This is a genomic window from Chitinibacter sp. SCUT-21 (assembly GCA_041874755.1).
In the GTDB taxonomy this organism is placed as follows: domain Bacteria; phylum Pseudomonadota; class Gammaproteobacteria; order Burkholderiales; family Chitinibacteraceae; genus Chitinibacter.
On record CP102611.1, the window covers coordinates 691,468 to 713,730 of the forward strand.

The window sequence follows — 22,263 nt, forward strand, 5'->3', positions numbered from 1 at the left end:
TTGGCATCAGCCCACTCTATGCGATTCGCCGTTATTAGTTTGTAACTCTTTTCCTTTGGAACAATATAAAAGTGATGAAGTTAAAACTACTGTGCCTGCTGTTTCCTCTCCTTTCAGGCGTGGCCTCAGCGGGGCTATTGAATGCTTTTCGCGGTGATCCACCAGTGCCTAAAGGTGTACTCAAGGTGGTTGATTTTCCTTCAAATGGCATATGCCATTGGCTAGATGACGCCACTCTTGTGTGTAATTACTGGCGAAAAGATTTAAAGCTGGACGGAGATCCGGTTGCTTTTGTAACGATTGAGCACCGAATTGATGAAGGCATTCAAATTCAGCATCCTGAGCTAGATGGCAGTTACCTGAAATGTGTTGATCCAAAGTCGCGTCGAGTGCAAATTGATTTAAAACGCAAAGGACTCAAGCAATATCAAGACAAGTATGCCATGGGTATTTGGGGCCAACCGTTGCAGGAATATCAACCTTTTCGCAAGGAAGAACGCCCAGGGTGGATTTCAACTGAATGGGGCTACATCAATCCGTTTTCTTGCCAGTACAATGCAGACCTACCCACATCGGGTTTGGAATACGAGCCCGGTCGGTATGGCTTAATGCTCTATGAAGACGATGGTGTCTTGTCTAAGGGGGAATGGAGTCATGCTCGCAATTATAAAAAATGGAAGGAAGAAAATCCAAATCCGAAACGGGGCTACACCAAAGTGATGCTGGAAGATGAGCGGGTGAGTAATTCTGCCGCTATTTTTCCGATGCGCTGGCTCAAGCAAGGTTATTTGGTTTTCAATCGTCCTTCAGCAGGCGCCCTTTGGGCCAAAGATAGTCCCCAACAAGTCTGGTTACTCTCAGGGGGCAAACTGCAGAAACAATTTCCGAGCTCATATCCCGGTAGACCTGAGGGATGGACTCCTGCACAAGGGGGTTATGAGCATTCAGGGAGCCGTTTTCAGCCGATCCGAACAGGGATGTTAGAGTCGGTAAATTATCCCCCCTTCAAATGGCATGGGCTTTATTTAGCACCGTTTGGTGAACCAGAGAAAGCCATCAAACTCAGCGATGCGGTGACCAGTACGATGCTGGTGTCGCCCAACGGCTGCCGCGTGTTAGTGGGTATGCAATGGCCCGATTTGGCAGGCAAGCAAGAATATGCAACGGTCAAACTCAAAGTCGTCGATTTTTGTAAGGGTGACGAGCCACCCAAACAATAGCGGGTATATCGCCACAAGCCAAATAAAACAATAGCTTCAGCCATATACACCAAGAAAAAAGCCACCCGAGGGTGGCTTTTTATTTTGATCAATTCAGCTAATGAATTAGATCATGCCTTTTGATTTCAGCAATTCAAACATGGTTTTGCCGATTTCTGCTGGGCTGCGTGTGTACGCGATGCCCGCTTGCTCGAAGGCTTTGAATTTCTCTTCAGCAGTACCTTTACCGCCAGAGATGATCGCGCCTGCGTGGCCCATACGTTTGCCTTTAGGCGCAGTTACACCAGCGATGTAACCGACTACTGGCTTAGTCACGTAAGATTTAGCGAATTCTGCCGCTTCTTCTTCGGCAGAACCACCGATCTCACCGATCATCACGATCGCGTCAGTATCAGGATCGTCTTGGAACAGTTTCAATGCGTCGATGTGGCTAGTACCTGGGATTGGGTCGCCGCCGATACCGATACAAGTAGATTGACCCAGACCCAAAGCAGTCGTTTGTGCAACTGCTTCGTAAGTCAATGTACCAGAACGTGAAACGATACCGATACGACCTGGGTTGTGGATGTGCCAAGGCATGATACCGATTTTGCACTCGCCCGGCGTGATAATACCTGGGCAGTTAGGGCCGATCAGACGGATACCGGCTTCATCAACCGCTTTTTTCACGTACAGCATATCGACTGTTGGCACGCCTTCAGTGATACATACGATCAATTTAACGCCAGCATCAACCGCTTCCAAGATTGAATCTTTAGCGAAAGCTGCAGGTACGTAGATCACAGACGCATCAGCTTGAGTTTGCGCTACTGCATCACGCATGGTGTTAAATACTGGCAGGCCGAGGTGCTCAGAGCCGCCTTTACCTGGTGTAACACCACCCACAACTTGCGTACCTACTTTCAACGCTTGTTCAGCGTGGAAAGTACCGTTTTTGCCAGTGAAACCTTGCACCAGCACCTTGGTGTTTTTATTTACTAAAACGCTCATTTCTTTTCCTTTGTGCTGAGATTACAAAGCGGCAACAGCAGCAACGATTTTCTCGGCTGCGTCGTTCAGGCCTTGGGCTGAAGTCAATTTCAGACCAGATTCGTCCAGCAATTTAGCGCCCAATTCAGCGTTATTGCCTTCCAGACGAACTACCACTGGTACTGTTACGTTCACTTCTTTAACTGCAGCGATAATCGCTTCAGCGATCATGTCGCAACGAACGATACCACCGAAGATATTGATCAACACGCCTTGAACTGATGAATCAGCCAAGATCAGTTTGAATGCTTCGATCACGCGCTCTTTGGTCGCGCCGCCGCCAACGTCCAAGAAGTTAGCTGGTTGGCCACCTTTCAGTTTGATGATGTCCATCGTCGCCATCGCCAAGCCAGCGCCGTTCACCATACAACCGATATTGCCTTCCAACGCTACGTAGTTCAGTTCGAACTCAGAAGCTTTTACTTCACGCTCGTTTTCTTGTGATTTGTCGCGTTGCGCCAGCAATTCTGGGTGACGGAACAAAGCGTTTGAGTCGAGGTTGATTTTGCCGTCAACGCAAGCCAATTCGCCGTTTTCACGCAAAGCCAATGGGTTTACTTCAAACAGCGCAAAGTCGTTTTCAACGAATGCTTTGTAAGAGCCCAAGATCAGGTTGGTGAACGCAGCAACTTGTTTGCCTTCCAGACCCAAAGCGAAAGCCGCTTGACGGCCTTGGTATGGCTGCATGCCTACCAAAGGATCAACTTCGATCTTGATGATTTTTTCTGGCGTTTCTTCAGCCACTTTCTCGATCTCAACACCACCTTCAGTTGAAACCATGAATACGATACGTTGTGAGCTGCGATCTACAACCGCGCCAAGGTACAACTCGCGCGTTACTGGGTACATGTCTTCACATACCAATACGCTATGAACTGGCTGCCCAGCGGCATCAGTTTGGTAAGTAACCAGATTAGTACCGATCAAGCGAGCTGCTTCTGCAGCAGCTTCTTCGCGGCTTTTTACCACTTTAACGCCACCCGCTTTACCGCGGCCACCCGCGTGTACTTGGGCTTTAACTACGGCAAATTTGCCGCCCAAAGTGTCATAAGCAGCAGCAGCTTCTTCAGCGTTGTTAGCCAAAATGCCGCGCTGTACTGGCAAACCATATTTAGCCAGCAATTCCTTGGCTTGATACTCGTGCAGATTCATCTCTATTTATCCTTTGTGAGGAGAGTGTTGTCGGACAGGCTATTCCCCGCCGTTGTACCGCATGATGGATAAGAGCACCTGCCCTTACCCACCCTACAAATTCAAATAACTATTTCATTAAGAGTGGCTTTAAAAGCTAGCGAGCGCCCGTCAACTTGGCAAGGCCGGAGCACAGAAACCGGAATGTACTTGAAGTACATGAGGATTTCGCGCACCGCCCGCGCCAAGGTCACGGGATGCATCGCAGCTTTAAAAGCTGCTCTTAAGAGTGCAGACCGCGTTTATCGCAACCGAGAGCTGCTTCGTGCATCGCTTCGGCCAATGATGGGTGAGCGTGAACGATGCGAGCAATATCTTCAGCCGATGCGTTAAATTCCATCGCTACCACCGCTTCAGTGATCAATTCTGAAGCGAATGGGCCGATGATGTGCACGCCCAAGATACGGTCGGTTTTCGCGCAGGCTAGCATTTTAACGAAACCAGCGGTTTCGCCCAAGCCAAGCGCACGGCCATTCGGGCCAAATGGGAATTGGCCTTTTTTGTACTCAACGCCTTCCGCTTTCAGTGCTTGCTCAGTTTTACCTACCCAAGCCATTTCTGGGCTGGTATAGATAACCCAAGGTACGTTGTTAAAGTCGATGTGCGGATGCTGACCTGCGATGCGCTCAGCCACGGCCACGCCTTCTTCCGACGCTTTGTGTGCCAGCATCGGGCCACGAACCACGTCACCCACTGCCCATAGATTTGGCAATGCAGTGCGGCAATCGCCGTCAACCACCACAAAACCGCGCTCATCCAGTGGCAAGCCCACTGATTCAGCCGCCAAGTTCCACGTGTTTGGCACGCGACCGATCGATACGATTAGTTTGTCGTAGGTTTCAGTGAACGCCTTACCTTCAGCATCGGTGTATTCAACGGTAACGTCGTTCTCACCTTTGGTGATGTTGCCGATTTTTAGGCTTGTTTTGATGACCAGACCCAAGTCTTTGGTGAAGATCTTGTGCGCTTCTTTGGCAACCGCTTCGTCCGCCGCCAACAAGAAGCCAGGAGCGCCTTCGAGAATCGTTACTTCAGCGCCCAAACGCTTCCATACCGAGCCCATTTCCAAGCCGATTACACCCGCGCCAATCACGCCCAAGCGTTTTGGTACTGCAGGAATCGACAATGCGCCTTCGTTATCCAAGATCAGCACATTATCAACTGGCGCTTGTGGCAATTGGCGTGGCGTTGAGCCGGTAGCCAAGATGATGTGCGTGGTTTCAACGACTTCTACTTTGTCGCCGTCCGCTACTTCGATTTGCCATTTGTCGCCATTGCGACCGAGGATTTTGCCGTGGCCGTGCAAGCTTGCCACTTTGTTCTTTTTGAACAGGTAGCCGATACCTTGCGTCAACTTGCTCACGATGCCTTCTTTACGAGCCAGCATTGTGCCAACGTCAAATTTCATGCCTTCAACGGTGATACCGTGTGAAGCAAATTTATGCTCAACACGTTCTACGTTTTCAGATGATTCGAGCAAGGCTTTCGATGGGATACAACCCACGTTCAAGCAAGTACCACCGAGTGATGCTTTGCCTTCTTTGTTTTTGAATTCGTCGATACACGCAGTGTTAAAACCCAACTGCGCTGCACGAATCGCCGCCACGTAGCCGCCAGGGCCCGCGCCGATTACGATAACGTCAAATGATTGTGACATTCAGTCCACCTTAACCCATTGCTGGGTATATTAATGCAAGCAATTGGGTATGTAGCTCACAGCCACATACCCCACTTAAATTAGATATCCAACAACAGGCGAGCAGGATCTTCGATCGCGTCTTTAATTGCTACCAAAGACAATACCGCTTCACGACCGTCGATGATACGGTGATCGTAAGATTGCGCCAGATACATGATTGGACGAGCAACCACTTGACCGTTTTCAACCACTGCGCGCTCTTTGGTCGCGTGCATGCCCAAGATCGCAGCTTGTGGTGGGTTGATGATCGGCGTTGACATCATTGAGCCGAACGTGCCGCCGTTAGAAATCGTGTAAGTACCACCAGTCAACTCTTCCACGCCCAATTTACCTTCTTGTGCGCGTTTGCCGAAGTCAGCGATGGTTTTCTCGATTTCAGCCAAAGACAATTGGTCTGCGTTACGGATAATTGGCACCACCAAACCGCGTGGGCTACCTACCGCTACGCCGATATCGAAGTAGCCGTGGTAAACGATGTCGTTACCGTCAACCGATGCATTCACGATTGGGTATTTTTTCAGCGCAGCAACCGCAGCTTTCACGAAGAAGCCCATAAAGCCCAGTTTCACGCCGTGGTCTTTTTCGAATTTGTCTTTGTACTTGTTGCGCAAGTCCATCAACGGCTTCATGTTCACTTCGTTGAACGTCGTCAAGATTGCGTTTTCTTGCTGAGATTGCAGCAGACGCTCAGCAACACGAGCGCGCAGGCGGCTCATTGGTACGCGTTGTTCTGGACGATCACCCGTTGGAGCTGCCACTGCTGGTGCCGCTGGACGGTTCAGATGATTTTGTACGTCTTCTTTCAATACGCGACCGCCGCGGCCAGTACCGGCTACGTCGTTTACATTCACGCCTGCGTCAGCAGCGATTTTCTTCGCCGCTGGCATTGCGTTAGCACCACCGGCTGGTGCAGCTTGAACCGCAGCAGGTGCAGGTGCTGCTGCAGCTGGCGCAGCGGCTTGTGCTGGTGCAGCAGCGGCTACGGCTGCAGTATCGATTTTAGCGATCACATCGAGGCTACCCACGGTTGCGCCGTCAGCTTGTACGATTTCAACCAATACACCTGCTTGTGGCGCAGGGATTTCCAACACGACTTTGTCGGTTTCCAAATCGATCAGGTTTTCGTCACGGGCAACAGCTTCACCCACTTTCTTTTTCCAAGAAATCAGCGTGGCTTCCGAAACCGATTCAGGCAACTGTGGTACCAAAACTTCGATGATCATATCGTTCACTCCAGTTAATTTTTAAATTCTTTACGCTTGCGACACGCACAAGGGCAAAAACGCGGCGCTCCAAAGGGAGGCCGCGCTATCAATTACAAGGTCATTGCTTCTTCGACGAAGGCTTTGAGCTGTGCATTGTGTTTGCTCATATATCCAACCGCTGGAGAAGCCGATGAAGGACGACCAGCGAAGGTCAACACTTGCTTCGACTCCAACACCGCTTCTAGACGGTGACGAATTTGGTGCCATGCGCCTTGGTTACGCGGCTCTTCTTGAACCCACATAATTTCTTTCGCATTTGGATATTTTTGCAATTCCGCTTGCAGCTCTTCCGCTGGGAATGGATACAACTGCTCTACACGTACGATCGCGATTTCTTTCATTTCGCGCTCGGTGCGACCGGCGAGCAAATCGTAGTAAACCTGACCTGAGCAGCACACCACGCGTTTTACTTTCTTCGCATCCAATTCTTGCGCTTCGCCGATTACTGGACGGAATTCTCCGCTGGTGAAGTGCTCGATTGGGCTTGACGCGTTTTTCGCTTTCAACAAGCGCTTGCTCATAATAATGATCAATGGCTTGCGATACGGGCGCAGCATTTGACGACGCAAAGCGTGGAACATCTGCGCAGATTCAGACAGCATCAATACTTGGACATTGTGCTCCGCGCACAATTGCAAGTAACGCTCAACGCGCGCCGACGAGTGCTCTGGACCTTGACCATCATAACCATGCGGCAGAATCATCGTCAGACCACATAAGCGGCCCCACTTGGTTTCGCCTGAAGTAATAAACTGGTCGATCACGACTTGCGCGCCGTTGGCAAAGTCACCGAACTGGGCTTCCCAGATCGTCAATTCTTCTGGTGCCGAACATGCGTAGCCGTATTCAAACGCCAATACCGCCTCTTCGTTCAAGATCGAGTCAATGACCAAGAAGTGGCCTTGGTTTTCCGACAAGTGTTGCAATGGCACGTAAGTACCTTGGTCCCACTTCTCACGGTTTTGATCGTGCAACACCGCGTGACGGTGATTGAACGTACCACGACCCGAGTCTTCACCCGAAATACGCACGCCCATGCCTTCAGTCAGCAAGGTTGAGTAAGCCAAGTGCTCAGCCATACCCCAATCAACAGGCAACTCGCCGTTCACCATCAAAGAGCGCTCTTTAATGATTTTCTCAACGTTGCCACGCAATTTGAAGTCGGCTGGGTATTGAGTGAATTTCTCAGTCAAACGAACCAGATCCGCTTGTGGAACTGAAGTCGTTACTGGCTGACGCCAGTGTGTGCCCAAATACTTAGTCCAATCTACCGCGTATGAGCGTTTGTAGTCGGTTAGCGTGGTTTGCTCAACGTGTTCGCCACGATCAAGCGCATCACGGTAAGCCTGAATCATGCCGTCCGCTTCAGCTTGCGTTACCACACCTTGCGCGATCAATTGATCAGCGTAAATCTTGCGTGGGCCTGGGTGCTGGCTGATTTTACGGTACATCATTGGCTGCGTTACGAACGGATCATCCGCTTCGTTGTGGCCGTGTTTACGGTAGCAAACCAAGTCAATCACCACATCTTTGTGGAATTTCTGACGGTATTGCAACGCCGCTTCGGTGACCAAGCACACTGCTTCAGGATCATCACCGTTCACGTGGAAAATTGGCGCTTCAACCATTTTCGCGATATCAGTACTAAACAAGCTAGAGCGATTATCGCGAATATCCGAAGTCGTGAAACCGACTTGGTTATTGATCACCAAGTGCACCGTACCGCCAGTACCGTAACCACGAGTTTGTGACAGATTGAAAGTACCTTGGTTGGTACCCAAGCCGATGAAGGCCGAGTCACCGTGGATCAACAATGGCAATACTTGATCACCAGTCAAATCTTTACGACGGTGTTGACGTGCGCGGACTGAGCCTTCAACCACTGGATTCACAATCTCAAGGTGAGATGGGTTAAATGCCAGCGTTAAATGCAGTGGGCCACCTGGGGTTGGGATGTCTGAGCTGAAACCCATGTGGTACTTCACGTCACCTGAGGCCAATTGGGTGTTGTAACGGCCTTCGAATTCGCCGAACAAATCGCGTGGCTGTTTGCCCAGAATGTTCACCAGCATATTCAGACGACCACGGTGGGCCATACCGATCACGATTTCTTGTACACCAGCCGCCCCGGCTGCTTGCGCCAAGTAATCGACCGCAGGAATCATGCTATCGCCGCCTTCGAGCGAGAAGCGTTTTTGACCTACGTATTTTTTATGCAGGTATTGCTCTAGCGTTTCAGCCGCTGTTACTTGCTTCAGAATGCGTTTTTTCTGGTCAACGTTAAAGCTCGGTTGTGAGCGACGCGCTTCGAAAAACTCTTGCACCCATTTGCGCTCATCACCGTTGGTGATGTGCATGTATTCCAGACCGATATTGCCGCAATAGGTTTGCTGCAAAAAGCCCAACACTTCGGTCGGCGTCGCGCGCTCGAGCCCAACGATATTGGTGCCCAGCTTGATTGCCATATCGCTGTCAGACAGACCGTGCGATTTCGGATCGAGTTCTGGCGCAGCCACTTTATCCATGCGTTGCAGTGGATCGAGCTTCGCGCTGCGGCTACCCATAATGCGGTAGGCAGAAATCAAACGAAGTAAGTTAACTTGACGCTCAGTTGCAGCCTCATCGACTACACCAACTGCACGTACTGATTGCTTGGCCAATTGGCGGAATGATTCTTCAATCGGTGCACGCACTACATCACGCGCTACCGCGCCTGGTGTTTGCTGCAACTGATCGAAGTAGCTACGCCATTGCGCATCTATTGAAGACGCATCAATCAGATATTGTTCGTAGAGCTCTTCTACAAACGGAGCATTCCCGCCAAACAGCTGAGAATTATTTTGGAATTCTTTCATCATTGCCGTGTATCCATTTTTTTCCGCCTTGCTTGCAAGCTGATGCCCTAGAGCAAAAGACAACAAGGCCGGTCAATGTTGCTACGCCCTCGTCTAAACAAGGGCGTTAGCAGTGCGGGAATTAACCGCGTTTGTCCATTGGTACGTAATCGCGTTTTTCCGCGCCAGTGTATTGCTGACGTGGGCGACCGATCTTCATGCCTGGGTCAGAAATCATTTCGTTCCAGTGGCTGATCCAGCCCACAGTACGCGCCAGCGCGAAGATCACGGTGAACATTGGTACTGGGATACCCAAGGCTGATTGAACGATACCAGAGTAGAAGTCAACGTTTGGATACAGTTTGCGTGATACGAAGTATTCGTCTTCCAACGCGATTTTTTCTAACTCCATCGCCAATTTGAATTTCGGATCGTCTTGCAGACCGAGTTCATTCAATACTTCGTGGCAAATACGACGCATTACATTGGCGCGTGGATCCATGTTTTTGTAAACGCGGTGACCGAAGCCCATCAGTTTGTGTGTTTTTGCTTTCACGCCTTCCATGAACGCAGGCACGGCTTCAACTGAGCCGATTTCGTCCAGCATCAACAATACCGCTTCGTTCGCGCCACCGTGCGATGGGCCCCACAGACAAGCGATACCGGCAGCAATACAAGCGAATGGGTTCGCGCCAGAAGAACCAGCCAGACGTACAGTTGACGTTGACGCATTTTGCTCGTGGTCAGCGTGCAAGGTAAAGATCACGTCCAGTGCGCGTACCAATACTGGATTTGGCTCGTATGGCTCGCATGGCGTAGAGAACATCATGTGCATGAAGTTCGCGGTGTAGCTCAAATCGTTACGTGGGTAAACGAATGGCAGACCTTGGTTGTAGCGGTAGCACATTGCGGCAATCGTTGGGATCTTAGAGATCAGACGGAACATCGCCACTTTGCGGTGTTCTGGATTGCTGATATCCAAGCTGTCTTGGTAGAACGCCGACAAGGCACCCACCACCCCCACCATCATCGCCATTGGATGTGAGTCACGACGGAAGCCTTTGAAGAACGCAGTCAATTGCTCGTGAACCATCGTGTGGCTCATCACCGTTTTTTCGAATGCGGCTTTCTGCTCAGCAGTTGGTAATTCACCGTTGATCAACAGGTAGCAAACTTCGAGGTAATCAGCTTCTTCAGCCAATTGCTCGATAGGGTAACCACGATAGTACAGCTGACCCAAATCACCATCGATGAAAGTGATTTTTGATTCGCAGCTAGACGTTGCCAAAAAGCCAGGGTCAAAAGTAAACATGCCAGTTTTAGAAAAACTGCGGATGTCGACTACATCTGGACCCAAGGTAGATTTCAAAACAGGCATTTCCAGCGTGTTCTGGCCATCGTTATAAGTCAGTGTGACTTTCTTTTCCATCGTGTTGCTCCTGTTAAAGCGCTCTAGTAATGCGCTCGGCATCGCCGGCTGCGTTATTGTTTGCTGCGTCATGACTAGCTGCATTGGCCGCAGCAATCCGCGCAATCATCACGGCAAGTTCTGGGTCTGGGCAGACCGATTTACCGTTGACGTACTCTAAAAAATCCCAATCTGGCAGCATTAAAATTTGCTCGTACACTGCCAGCTCAGTTGCGTTCAATGTGGGTAGAACATCGGTCACAAATCGCTCAAGTTGCAAATCAAGCTCAAGCAAGCCGCGCCGTGAACGCCAGATGATGCGTTTGAGTTCTACTTCATCCATCGTGCACCTCACATGAGTATTGCCCTGTAGATCAACACCAAATTGACCTACAGGGATATACCCAATTAGCTAATACGTTTCACCATCAGATCTTTGATCTTACCGATGGCTTTAGTTGGATTGAGCTCTTTCGGGCACACATCCACACAGTTCATGATGCTGTGGCAACGGAACAAGCGGTATGGATCTTCCAAATCATCCAAACGCTGGCTCGTTGCTTCATCACGTGTATCGGCAATAAAGCGGTAAGCTGCCAACAAACCAGCCGGGCCGACAAACTTGTCTGGGTTCCACCAGAATGATGGGCACGACGTTGAACAGCATGCGCACAAGATACATTCGTACAAGCCATCAAGCTCTTTACGATCTTCTTGGCTTTGCAGACGTTCACGATCCGGCGCTGGGCTGTCGTTGATCACGTAGGGTTTGATCGAGTGATATTGCTTGAAGAACTGCGTCATATCGACGATCAAGTCGCGGATTACTGGCAAACCTGGCAATGGGCGCACTTCGATTGGCTGCTTGAGCGTATCGATGTCGGTAATACAGGCCAGACCATTTTTGCCATTGATATTCATCGCATCCGAGCCACACACGCCTTCACGGCATGAACGACGGAAAGACAGTGATTCATCAACGACTTTCAGCTTAACTAAGGCATCGAGCAATTTGCGTTCAGTCGTGGTGTCGACTTCAACGCTGATGTCTTGCATATACGGTTTAGCGTCTTTATCAGGATCGTAGCGATAAACACGGAATTGGACGGTTTGAGTAGCCATAATCGATCCTCTTAGTACGAACGCGTTTTGAGCGCGATCGTGTCAACAGTCAACGGTTTCATATTGACTGGTTTGTATTCAAGTTTGTTACCTTCACGATGCCACAGCGTGTGTTTCAGCCAGTTTGCATCGTCACGACCATTTGGATTCGCTGGTGTGTCTTCCGCGTCATCACGCACGTGCGCGCCGCGTGATTCTTTACGCGCTTCAGCGGAGATCATAGTTGCCTTCGCCACTTCGATCAGGTTTTCCAACTCCAGCGCTTCAAGACGCGCAGTGTTGAAGGTTTTTGATTTGTCGGCAATCACGGTGTTTTTCACCATTTGCTCAACTTCAAGAATCTTCGTCACGCCTTGCTGCAACATGTCGTTAAAGCGGAATACGCCACAGTGCGCTTGCATGGTGCGCTGCATCGCCAAACGCGCTTCGTTCACGTTGGTGCCTTCTTTCTGGTTATCCAGACGGGCTACACGAGCTACAGAGCGCTCAACGTCTTGCATCGCCAACTCTGGCAAATCTTTTGGCGCCGACTTGATGTAGTCGATCATGCTGTTGCCCGATGATTTGCCGAATACCAGCAAGTCGAGCAATGAGTTAGTACCCAAGCGATTCGCGCCGTGTACTGATGCGCATGCGCACTCACCTGCGGCGTAGAAACCTTGTACGACGTTGTCGTTTACTACCACTTCACCTTTGTAGTTGGTCGGAATACCGCCCATTTGGTAGTGGCAAGTTGGCACCACAGGAATTGGCGCTTTGATTGGGTCTACACCGGCAAACTTGATCGAAATTTCGCGAATGCCTGGCAATTTCGACATAATCACTTCAGGATCGAGGTGAGTAATATCGAGCAATACGTGGTCTTTGTTCGGACCACAGCCACGGCCTTCGTTAATCTCGGTCACCATCGCACGCGAAACCACGTCACGTGACGCCAAGTCTTTGGCATTTGGCGCATAACGTTCCATGAAACGCTCGCCTTGCGAGTTACGCAAGATACCGCCTTCACCACGCACGCCTTCGGTAATCAATACGCCTGCGCCAGCAACACCTGTTGGGTGAAATTGCCAGAACTCCATGTCTTCCAGTGGAATGCCTGCACGCGCAGCCATACCCAAGCCATCACCCGTATTAATGAACGCATTGGTAGACGAAGAGAAAATACGACCCGCGCCGCCAGTTGCAAACAAGGTGGCTTTGGCTTGGAAAATTACGACTTCAGATGTTTCCATCTCCATCGCGACCACGCCTTGCACATTACCGTGTTCGTCACGAATCAGGTCTAGCGCCATCCATTCAACGAAGAATTGCGTGTTAGCGCGGACATTGCGTTGGTAAAGAGCGTGCAACATTGCGTGACCAGTACGGTCAGCGGCAGCACAGGCACGGCGAACTGGTTTTTCACCAAAGTTGCTCATGTGACCGCCAAATGGTCGCTGGTAGATCGTACCGTCTGAGTTACGGTCAAACGGCATACCAAAATGTTCAAGCTCGATTACGACGTTCGGCGCTTCACGGCACATAAATTCGATCGCGTCTTGGTCACCCAACCAATCCGAACCTTTTACCGTGTCGTACATATGCCAGTGCCAATGATCTGGCTCTGAGTTACCCAAAGAAGCTGAAACGCCACCTTGCGCTGCAACCGTGTGCGAACGAGTTGGGAATACTTTCGACAAAACGGCAGTTTTCATACCCGCTTCAGAGAGTTGCAATGCGGCGCGCAAACCGGCACCACCCGCGCCAACGATAATGGCGTCAAACTTGCGAACTGGAATTGACTTGGTCATGCAACACCCCACACTACTTTAACCATATAAACCAAGCTACCGATCAACCACAGCAGCGTCAGAACGTGCATCGTCAAGCGAACGCCAACGTGCTGGATGTAATCCATCCAAATATCGCGCACACCAACCCACGCGTGCCACAGCAAGGCGGTGATGGAAACGGTAGTTACTACCTTCACCCACGTACAGGAGAACAACTCTTTCCAAGCATCGTACGAAGCGCCATTCGCGCACAAAATAAATGCCACGACACCAATGGTGTAGGCCAACATAATGACGGCGGTAACACGCTGCACCAACCAATCGCGCAAACCATAGTGCGCGCCAACCACATGACGTTTTACCATGTCATCACCCCAATAATTGCCGTCAAACTCAAGCTCACAGCCAGAACGATTTTGGCGGTCAAGCGAGCAGTTTTCAGATCGGTGCCTTTATGAATATCCAAGAACAGGAAACGAGTACCAGCACAGGCGTGGTGCAAATAAGCCCACAGCACAGCGAGCAGGAATAATTTGGTGACGGGATGAGCGACACATTCTTTGAACGCAGCAAAGCGATCAGCAGAAGACAAAGTGCCTTCCAATGCATACAACATGAACGGGATTGCCGCGAACATCAATGCACCACTAATCCGGTGCAAGATGGACACAATCCCTGGCAATGGCAAACGAATCTGCCATAGCGCAAGGTGCTTGGGGCGTGCTTTTTGCATACGCTCTATTCCTCTGTATTTACCAAACGAAGTTTTACTACTTTTAACAAGCTGACCTAAATCAATACATCAGCTTGAGAAACCTGACACAATCAGCTTAAGTCGCCAAAGATGGCTCAAATGCCAATTCTTCTGTTTTAAGCCAAGCCACACTCCATACCTGCGGCTTACCCGAAAAATCTTTTGCCAAACGCACTAGCTGCAGCAAAGGTTCATTTACTTCAACCTGCAACAACCTAGCCTCAGCCGAACCCGCACTCACTGCGCGGTAACGAGTTTCCCCGTCCTGCAGGCGCACACCAAAATCGCGCCAACACAACTCTCTTAAATTACCTTTTAACTCACGAATTCGGCGCATTTCCAAATCTGGAAAATTAGCCTCAGGCAACAGCAACTCTTCCAAACCAATCACCTGCCCTGAGACACGCAACAGACGTCGCACTTGCCACAACGCAGCACCGCGACGCAAACCTAAAATCTCGGCCAACTGCTCACCCGCATGAATACGAACACAGCCGAGCAACTCAATTTTTGGTGCTTCACCCTTAGGGTCGGTCAACAAAGCAAAACGACCGCGCATCAAAAAATCGCTCATACCAGCCACAAAAGTACCCACACCTTGGCGTCGATACAACACTGACTCTGCAACCAAAGCATCAAGCGCCTTGCGCACCGTACCTTGACTTACGCCAAATCGGTGACTCAATTCGACTTCACTCGGTAAACTTTCGTCTTCCTGCCATTCACCAGCCTCAACCGCTGCCAATACTTCGCGAATCACTTGTTTATATAAAGGTTGGGCGGCTAATTTTTTCATGCATGCACTTTTTATCATGTTGTCGAGGCAGAGTCTACTACAGTCTTATATAAGACAAAAGATACATTACATTTTATCCAGTAAAACCGTCACTTTTTTCCAAAAAAAGCTACAGCGTGATAAACTCACCTTGCTAAACATCAAAGCCTTGTTGCTTAAGTTGTGCAATCAACTGCACATCCAACCCAATTTTTGTTGTCGCCGGCGTATTTGCCGCTACTCGGAGTCGTTTACAAATGAAAAAACCTGTTCGCGTTGCCGTAACTGGTGCTGCTGGTCAAATTGGCTACAGCCTTCTATTCCGTATTGCTTCTGGCGCGATGCTCGGCCCAGATCAACCTGTAATCTTGCAATTGCTCGATATCACACCATCATTGCCAGCACTGAATGGCGTGGTAATGGAATTGGATGACTGCGCATTCCCATTACTGCAAGGCATTATTCAAAGTGACGATCCAGAAGTCGCCTTCAAAGATGCCGACATCGCTCTGCTCGTTGGCGCACGCCCACGTGGCCCAGGCATGGAGCGTAAAGACCTGCTCGAAGCTAACGGCGCAATCTTCACGACGCAAGGTAAAGCACTGAACAAAGTAGCGAGCCGTGACGTTAAAGTATTGGTAGTCGGCAACCCAGCTAATACCAACGCTTACATCGCAATGAAAAACGCACCGGATCTGAATCCAGCGAACTTCACTGCCATGATGCGCTTAGACCACAACCGCGCTCTGACGCAAATCGCTCAGAAAACTGGCTCTGCAGTTACTGACGTAACGAAAATGATCATCTGGGGCAACCACTCAGCCACGCAATATCCAGACCTGTTCCACGCTGAAGTGAAAGGCCAAAACGCAGCCAACTTGATCAACGATCAAAAATGGCTCGAAACTGAATTCATCCCAACCGTGCAACAACGTGGCGCAGCAATTATTAAAGCACGCGGCTTGTCTTCAGCAGCTTCTGCTGCGAATGCAGCGATCGACCACATCCGTAACTGGGTACTGGGCACTCCGGAAGGCGATTGGGTAACAATGGGCGTTCCTGCGAACGGCGAATACGGTTACGAAGACCTGATCTACGGCTACCCCGTAACTTGTAAAGATGGCCAATACACCATCATCCAAGGCCTCGAAATCAGTGAATTCAGCCGCGCACGTATGGATGCAACGGCAAAAGAATTGTCTGAAGAGCGTGATGCAGTAAAACACTTGCTCGGCTAATTTTTTAGCTCGAAAAAAAGCCCATCCTTGGATGGGCTTTTTAAATAGGTATATCTATCAAAGCTTGAATTGATAGTACATTCCAACATATACCCAATAAAAAACCACGCCAAGGCGTGGTTTTTTATTGGCAAGAAATCAAATTACGCTGCTTTGTTAGCCGCTTTAGTAGCCGCTGCAACAGATTTAGCACCTGTTTCTACCGCAGCAACAGTCGCTTCTGTAATATTTTCAGCAATGCGTTGGCTGGTTTTTTGTACTGTATCAAACGCAGTATTTGCGCTTTCAACGGCGTTTTTCAGCAAATTAACTGCTGCGCTACCTGCTGGAGCTTGCGCAGCGGCTTGATCTAAAGAAGACACCAAGTTTTTGTTAAATTCCAACACTTGCTCTTCGATCAGTTTGTTCAATTCTGCTTGAGTTGTACTTGCCGCTTCGTACACAGTACGCGCCACTGCAATTGTTTTTTCAACGCCAGGTTGAGTCAGTGTTTTTTGCAGATCAACCAAATCTTGCACATTTTTCACTTGCGACAAAGATTTAGCAGTTTCAGCATTTTCAGCCAACAAATCACGAGCGATGCTTAGTTGCAACTGAAACAGACGCTCAGCACCAGCCAAAGCGATGTTAGTCAGACGCAAGGATTTCTCAAGATTAGCTTGGCCTAGCTCGGTAAATTGTTTTGGTGCGTTAAACATGGCATTTCTCCGGTGAATTGTGCACTGCAATAACGCCATTTTTAACCGCAAAGATGCATCTGTCAAGCACTTTTTGTGCAACGCACAAATTTAGATGGCTAGATCACATCAATTGCCCAACTGTTTCTGTCGTATTGCCAAAATAGCCTGATTTCTTAACGTCTTCAGCAGATTCAACTGATCATGCGGCAGACTCAATGAATGTGCTGACATTCGGTCAGCATAAAACAAACCAACAGCCTTCTTATCGATGACAACAGGAAAAACCACCAAAGTTTTGGACTGCGAAATGACACGGTACCAAGCAGGAATGCGCTGCGCAATACTTTCCGCATCCACATCTTCGATAAACACATCTGCATTTTTGGCGAGCACCAGCTGAAATACATCTTCAAGTGGCGAGAGTGGGAAATTAAATTTCGGCAAGATGACATCTACATCCTTGCCAAAGCCAAAACGCGCAACCATCGTCCCTTTTTTAACGTCACGCGTACAAAATAATACGCGCTCAAACCCGATGCTGCGGTACATCGTTTCCAAAATCATCCGCAGCACATCATTCAAATTAAACTCGCCCACCAAACTATTGGTAATGTCTTGCACGCCAGCTGATAACATGGCGGCGGGGCTTGAAGCTTGATCTGAAGAGCCGGTCTGCGCAGTGGACTCCTCTGCAAGTGGAGCTGCGCCCGTAGCAGCTTTAACTCCGGCCAAAGATCGTAATTGGGTGGCAAATTCAGCCGACCCTAAATCAATTTGCAATAAGGATAAGTAAGAGAGATATTGTTTAGCCGCGTCTTTTAATAAATCCTGAATTTCTCGTTCAGACCATGACACAATCGCTGAAAAACGCTTGATAAGGCTCTGCGTATACACTGAAGCGTCGACTGGCTTCATCGTCACTAAAGGCAGCATTTCAGTCGATAGATTTGCAAACACCCTTAATCGCTCAGCTTGATTCATTGGTTCTCGCACCTTGGAATCAGGTAGCGGCCGCATGCTATGCACAATTCGCTCCGGGAAATTCCATTCGCCAGCGATAGCTATGCCAAGTTCGGCATAACTAACTCCCAAAACAGCTTCAGCAGCAATGGTTTCTGCCTCACCGGTTTGGGTTTTGCGCTTAAGGATTTCGAGACTTTCTTCGTTAAAATAAAAATGGGTCAACAGTCGCCCAAGATGCTGAAACATCCCGCAAATCAGGGCTTCCTCAGCATCGCGCCAGCCATTTTTATCCGCCAGTTTGCGGCAGAGCATCCCACCAAAAAAGATTTCTAGCACCACATCGCGCAAACGAGAGGCATGCGCTTTATTTTGCATATGCTCAAATAGCAAAATGGTGACCGCTAGGCTACGAATTCGATCAAAGCCCAGAATCACAATAGCGCGTGAGATCGTACTAATTGCACCACCAAATTGACCATAACTGGCTGAATTGACTATTTTTAACAGCTTATTGGTTAGTGAAAAATCTTGCAAAATCACACCCGACAAACTTTGTACTTTTTCAGCCTGCGACTCATCGACTTTATTAATCGCAGCAATCGTTTGTGATAAAGCAGGAAAATCGGCCGAATGTCGCATTCGGCGCAACAAAAACTCAATCGTACTGTGCCGCGCATCAGTCGATTCTCCCTCAGTGCGGGCGACACCCGCAGCGTCCAGCCACTCCAATAAAGCGGTGCGCATTGCGCCTGCATCGACATAACGTGATTCAGGGCTTTTAAATAAAGCCGCCATGACTAAATGATCGAGCTTTTCATCAATTTGGTCGTTAAAGCGTGAGGGTGGAACGAAATCTTCGTTGGCGGTTTTAAATAGAATAGAAATGACGGTATCGCCATCAGACACCAATTTACCGGTGAGCATTTGGTACAAAATTACACCACAGGCAAAGACATCCGCCTGCGCATCAACCGGCAGATTGTTGATCATTTCAGGAGATATAAAGCCCGCAGTTCCGGTTAAGCCATCGTAGGATTGCCCGCGCTGGCTAGCGACACCAAAATCCATAATCCGCGGGCGTTTTTGCTCGTCCAGAATGATATTCTGTGGCTTCATATCGCGGTGGATCACGCCTTTGGCATGAGCTGCTTGCAACCCCTCTAAAATCGCCACCATCATTTGCACCGCAGCCACCGGCGCCATTTGTTTTTCCCGGCGCAAAAAATCGGCCAGTGTCTCGCCTGCAACAAATTCAAACACTAAACAGGGGTGTGCGTGATCGGCAAAAGCATCGTACAAGGTGACAATATTGGGGTGCTGAATACGACTGACGAGCTGCGCCTCAGCCAAGGCTTGTAGCGGCTGACTGTGCAACACTTTAATTGCCACATTTCGGTCTAAATGGGTATCGCGCGATAAATAGACTAAACCCTGCGCACCCTGCCCGATTTTTTTTTCGACCTGAAAGCGGCCATCGCCAAACGACTTCATTGCGCACCTTTCTTTTATTCTTGCAATATAGCTGACATCGGGCCTGTAAGTTAATCTACATCATGAATCTGTCTCATCTTAGGCAAATCGATACAAGCATAAAAAAAACCGACCAAAGGGTCGGTTTTTTACGTCGATCAGCACTATTCGTGCGAAGGCGCGAGTACCGTTCGATTGCCATTACTTTCCATACTGCTGACAATCCCCGCCGCCTCCATTTGCTCGATCAAACGCGCTGCGCGGTTGTAGCCAATTCTAAATTGGCGCTGCACTGCCGAGATCGACGCGCGGCGACTGCGCACCACGTGCGCAACGGCTTCGTCATACAAAGGATCGCTCTCTTCAGCATCGGCACCACCGCTAGCCCAGCCACCGGCTGCATCGGCTTCATTGGCTGGATACAACACACCTTCAATATAATCAGGCTCGCCCAGTTGCTTCAGATACTCGACGACACAATGCACTTCCGCATCGTCAACAAAAGCGCCGTGGATACGTTGCGGATAGCCGGTGCCCGGCGGCAAGAACAACATATCGCCCTGCCCCAATAAAGCTTCGGCGCCCATTTGATCCAGAATCGTGCGGCTATCGACTTTGCTGGAGACTTGGAAAGCCAAACGTGTCGGAATATTGGCTTTGATTAAGCCAGTAATTACGTCCACCGACGGGCGTTGCGTTGCCAAAATCAAGTGAATCCCGGCTGCACGCGCTTTTTGCGCCAAGCGGGCAATCAGCTCTTCAATCTTCTTGCCTGCGACCATCATCAAGTCGGCAAATTCATCAACGACGACGACAATCATCGGCAAATGCTCCAACGGCTCGGGGTCATCCGGCGTCAGCGTGAATGGATTGGTGAGCTTTTTGCCCAGTTGTTTCGCCTCGGCGATTTTCTGGTTGTAACCGGCCAAATTGCGCACCCCGAGCGCGCTCATCAGGCGGTAGCGCTTTTCCATTTCGCCAACACACCAATTGAGCGCGTTCGCGGCAAGTTTCATATCGGTGACCACCGGCGCGAGCAAGTGCGGGATGCCTTCGTACACCGACAGCTCGAGCATTTTCGGATCGATCATAATAAAGCGCACTTCTTCGGGCGTTGCCTTAAACAGAATCGACAAGATCATCGCATTGACGCCGACCGACTTCCCCGAACCCGTCGTCCCCGCGACCAACATATGAGGCGTTTTCGCCAAATCAGTTGCCACGGGTATGCCGCTGATATCCTTACCCAGTGCGATCGTCAATGGGGATACCTGCCCATGGTATTCTGGCGCGGATAAAATCTCCGACAAACGAATCATTTGCCGCGTGGGGTTAGGCAACTCCAGCCCCATGCAGGTTTTGCCTGGAATCGTCTCAACGACGCGCACCGAGGCCAAACCCAAGGATCGCGCTAAATCTTTGGCCAAGTTAACAACCTGCGCGCCGCGAATACCGGTCGCCGGCTCGACTTCAAAGCGCGTAATCACTGGGCCGGCGTAGGCATCGAGCACGCTGACCTTCACTTTAAATTCGTTCAGCTTTTCTTCGATCAAGATGCTGCGCTCAAGCAGATCTTCTTGCGTAACCGTAATCGCCTGCGCTGTGGCTGGGCGTAGCAATTCTAATGGCAAACACAAGCCGTCTTCACCGCGCCATGCGCTATCGACAACTGGGCGCGCCGTCGTCGAAACCGCATCGGGGCGCAAGAATTGCTCGGGCCGATGAATTGCGCGCTGCGCAGCTTCTTGCTCGGCAATACTCGGTACGGTATTGGGCTGCGGCACAATCTGAACAACTGGCTCAGGCGCATACCCCAGAGGACTAAATTGAACCGTTGGCACCGCTTCTGGCTGCGTTGGCGGAGCAACATACGTTTGGCTCGCCTCAGCAGCTGGCGCGTGATACGGATAAAAGCTATCGAGGTCAGGCTTGGCAACTTCTGGCGCGGCGCTGCTCTCAAGCTGCGGTTTGATCTCTGGTAAATGACTCGGCGGATTGCTCGGCACCACTGGTACCACCGGCACAACCGGGACCACAGGCGCTGCGGCGTGGCTAGACTGAAACACCCGAATCACCTCAGGCTCTGGCGCTTTAGCAACTTTGGCTGGCGTAACAGGTGCCGAACGACTCAAAGCCGAGCGATCAAGCGGTGCATCAACTCGCGTTGGCGCGCGTAAATCGCTACGCGGCATCGGCGAGATTGGCGTGCGCGGTGGATGGCTAGGTTTGATTTTTGGGCTTGGCTGTTTCCCGCTGTGAATATCCTGCAAGCGCTCGCGCACTTCGGACGGATCAATGAGCGGTAAAGGCTCTGGTGCTTTGCGCTCAGGCATTTTCGCGCCTTCCATCGCCAGCTTGCGCTGGCTGCGCTCCAAATTGCGCTGGATGTGGCTCATATCGAGCACCGGCAATTCGCGCTTGGTTTTACGCGGGGCTGGAATCGGCTGCGTTGGCGTTTTCACGACTTCAGGCGACAACACAGGAATAACGGGTGGCACAGCTTTCGCCACGGCATCCACTGGCGGCTCAGCGTTCCGTTCTAGATTCGGCGGCACATTGACTGACATAGGGCTTGGCGTCGCTTCAGACTCGATCCGCGCCTTGCTAGGCTGAGGCTCGGGTGTTGGCGTGACAACGCTGATCACCGGCTCATCTGCCAGGGTATTCTCTGCTAACTCATATTCAGATTGAGTGCTAGGCCGATACCCTGCAGAGCGAATAAAGACCGGGCTATCAGCGGTGGGTTTCGCAACATCGCGCAGCGCCTTAGCGGGTTGTTTGGCTGCCACAGGCGCAAACAAGGGATCAGTAGTGGGCTCGATCAACTCAGCATCGTGCTGAGC

General features: G+C 50.2%; 17 protein-coding genes. 2 read left to right on the plus strand and 15 right to left on the minus strand.

What is annotated here, in order from left to right:
- The first annotated feature begins 74 nt into the window (after positions 1 to 74).
- A complete protein-coding gene (locus tag NT239_03205; protein ID XGA71866.1) occupies positions 75 to 1,220 on the plus strand; it encodes a hypothetical protein in 1,146 nt (381 codons plus the stop codon).
- A gap of 105 nt (positions 1,221 to 1,325) precedes the next feature.
- Here the strand turns inward: NT239_03205 and sucD are convergent, their stop codons facing one another.
- The 12 genes from sucD to NT239_03265 all read right to left on the minus strand — a co-directional run bounded on the left by sucD (position 1,326) and on the right by NT239_03265 (position 15,090).
- On the minus strand, positions 1,326 to 2,210 hold the full coding sequence (gene sucD, locus NT239_03210) for a succinate--CoA ligase subunit alpha (GenBank protein ID XGA71867.1): 885 nt from the start codon (positions 2,208 to 2,210) through the stop codon (positions 1,326 to 1,328).
- Between the two features lie 21 nt (positions 2,211 to 2,231).
- Positions 2,232 to 3,401 (minus strand): ADP-forming succinate--CoA ligase subunit beta, encoded by a 1,170-nt coding sequence (sucC, locus tag NT239_03215; protein XGA71868.1) that lies wholly within the window; start codon positions 3,399 to 3,401, stop codon positions 2,232 to 2,234.
- A 262-nt stretch (positions 3,402 to 3,663) separates the two neighbouring features.
- A complete protein-coding gene (lpdA, locus tag NT239_03220) occupies positions 3,664 to 5,097 on the minus strand; it encodes a dihydrolipoyl dehydrogenase (GenBank protein XGA71869.1) in 1,434 nt (477 codons plus the stop codon).
- Positions 5,098 to 5,177: 80 nt separating this feature from the next.
- On the minus strand, positions 5,178 to 6,362 hold the full coding sequence (gene odhB, locus NT239_03225) for a 2-oxoglutarate dehydrogenase complex dihydrolipoyllysine-residue succinyltransferase (GenBank protein XGA71870.1): 1,185 nt from the start codon (positions 6,360 to 6,362) through the stop codon (positions 5,178 to 5,180).
- Between the two features lie 92 nt (positions 6,363 to 6,454).
- Positions 6,455 to 9,262 (minus strand): 2-oxoglutarate dehydrogenase E1 component, encoded by a 2,808-nt coding sequence (locus NT239_03230; protein ID XGA71871.1) that lies wholly within the window; start codon positions 9,260 to 9,262, stop codon positions 6,455 to 6,457.
- A gap of 118 nt (positions 9,263 to 9,380) precedes the next feature.
- On the minus strand, positions 9,381 to 10,667 hold the full coding sequence (gene gltA / locus NT239_03235; protein ID XGA71872.1) for a citrate synthase: 1,287 nt from the start codon (positions 10,665 to 10,667) through the stop codon (positions 9,381 to 9,383).
- Positions 10,668 to 10,680: 13 nt separating this feature from the next.
- Entirely contained in the window at positions 10,681 to 10,989 is a 309-nt protein-coding gene (locus tag NT239_03240; GenBank protein XGA71873.1) for a succinate dehydrogenase assembly factor 2, read from the minus strand.
- A 65-nt stretch (positions 10,990 to 11,054) separates the two neighbouring features.
- A complete protein-coding gene (locus tag NT239_03245) occupies positions 11,055 to 11,768 on the minus strand; it encodes a succinate dehydrogenase iron-sulfur subunit (protein ID XGA71874.1) in 714 nt (237 codons plus the stop codon).
- Positions 11,769 to 11,779: 11 nt separating this feature from the next.
- Positions 11,780 to 13,558: a succinate dehydrogenase flavoprotein subunit gene (gene sdhA / locus NT239_03250; GenBank protein ID XGA71875.1), complete on the minus strand. Its 1,779-nt coding sequence runs from the start codon at positions 13,556 to 13,558 to the stop codon at positions 11,780 to 11,782.
- Positions 13,555 to 13,905, minus strand: a complete 351-nt coding sequence (gene sdhD, locus NT239_03255) for a succinate dehydrogenase, hydrophobic membrane anchor protein (GenBank protein ID XGA71876.1) — start codon at positions 13,903 to 13,905, stop codon at positions 13,555 to 13,557. Before sdhD ends, sdhA begins: the two co-directional genes overlap by 4 nt.
- Positions 13,899 to 14,273 (minus strand): succinate dehydrogenase, cytochrome b556 subunit, encoded by a 375-nt coding sequence (gene sdhC, locus NT239_03260; GenBank protein ID XGA71877.1) that lies wholly within the window; start codon positions 14,271 to 14,273, stop codon positions 13,899 to 13,901. Before sdhC ends, sdhD begins: the two co-directional genes overlap by 7 nt.
- A gap of 97 nt (positions 14,274 to 14,370) precedes the next feature.
- Positions 14,371 to 15,090, minus strand: coding sequence for a GntR family transcriptional regulator (locus tag NT239_03265; GenBank protein XGA71878.1), 720 nt, complete (start codon positions 15,088 to 15,090; stop codon positions 14,371 to 14,373).
- Positions 15,091 to 15,326: 236 nt separating this feature from the next.
- Between NT239_03265 and NT239_03270 the strand changes: the two genes are divergently transcribed.
- Positions 15,327 to 16,307, plus strand: coding sequence for a malate dehydrogenase (locus tag NT239_03270; GenBank protein ID XGA71879.1), 981 nt, complete (start codon positions 15,327 to 15,329; stop codon positions 16,305 to 16,307).
- Between the two features lie 143 nt (positions 16,308 to 16,450).
- On the opposite strand, the gene NT239_03275 is transcribed toward NT239_03270, so the two are convergent.
- From NT239_03275 to NT239_03285, 3 genes are all read right to left on the minus strand, one after another.
- Positions 16,451 to 17,005, minus strand: a complete 555-nt coding sequence (locus NT239_03275; GenBank protein XGA71880.1) for a phasin family protein — start codon at positions 17,003 to 17,005, stop codon at positions 16,451 to 16,453.
- 108 nt (positions 17,006 to 17,113) lie between these two features.
- A complete protein-coding gene (locus tag NT239_03280; protein ID XGA71881.1) occupies positions 17,114 to 19,441 on the minus strand; it encodes an HDOD domain-containing protein in 2,328 nt (775 codons plus the stop codon).
- Positions 19,442 to 19,584: 143 nt separating this feature from the next.
- On the minus strand, positions 19,585 to 21,987 hold the full coding sequence (locus tag NT239_03285; GenBank protein XGA72761.1) for an FtsK/SpoIIIE domain-containing protein: 2,403 nt from the start codon (positions 21,985 to 21,987) through the stop codon (positions 19,585 to 19,587).
- Positions 21,988 to 22,263: the final 276 nt, after the last annotated feature.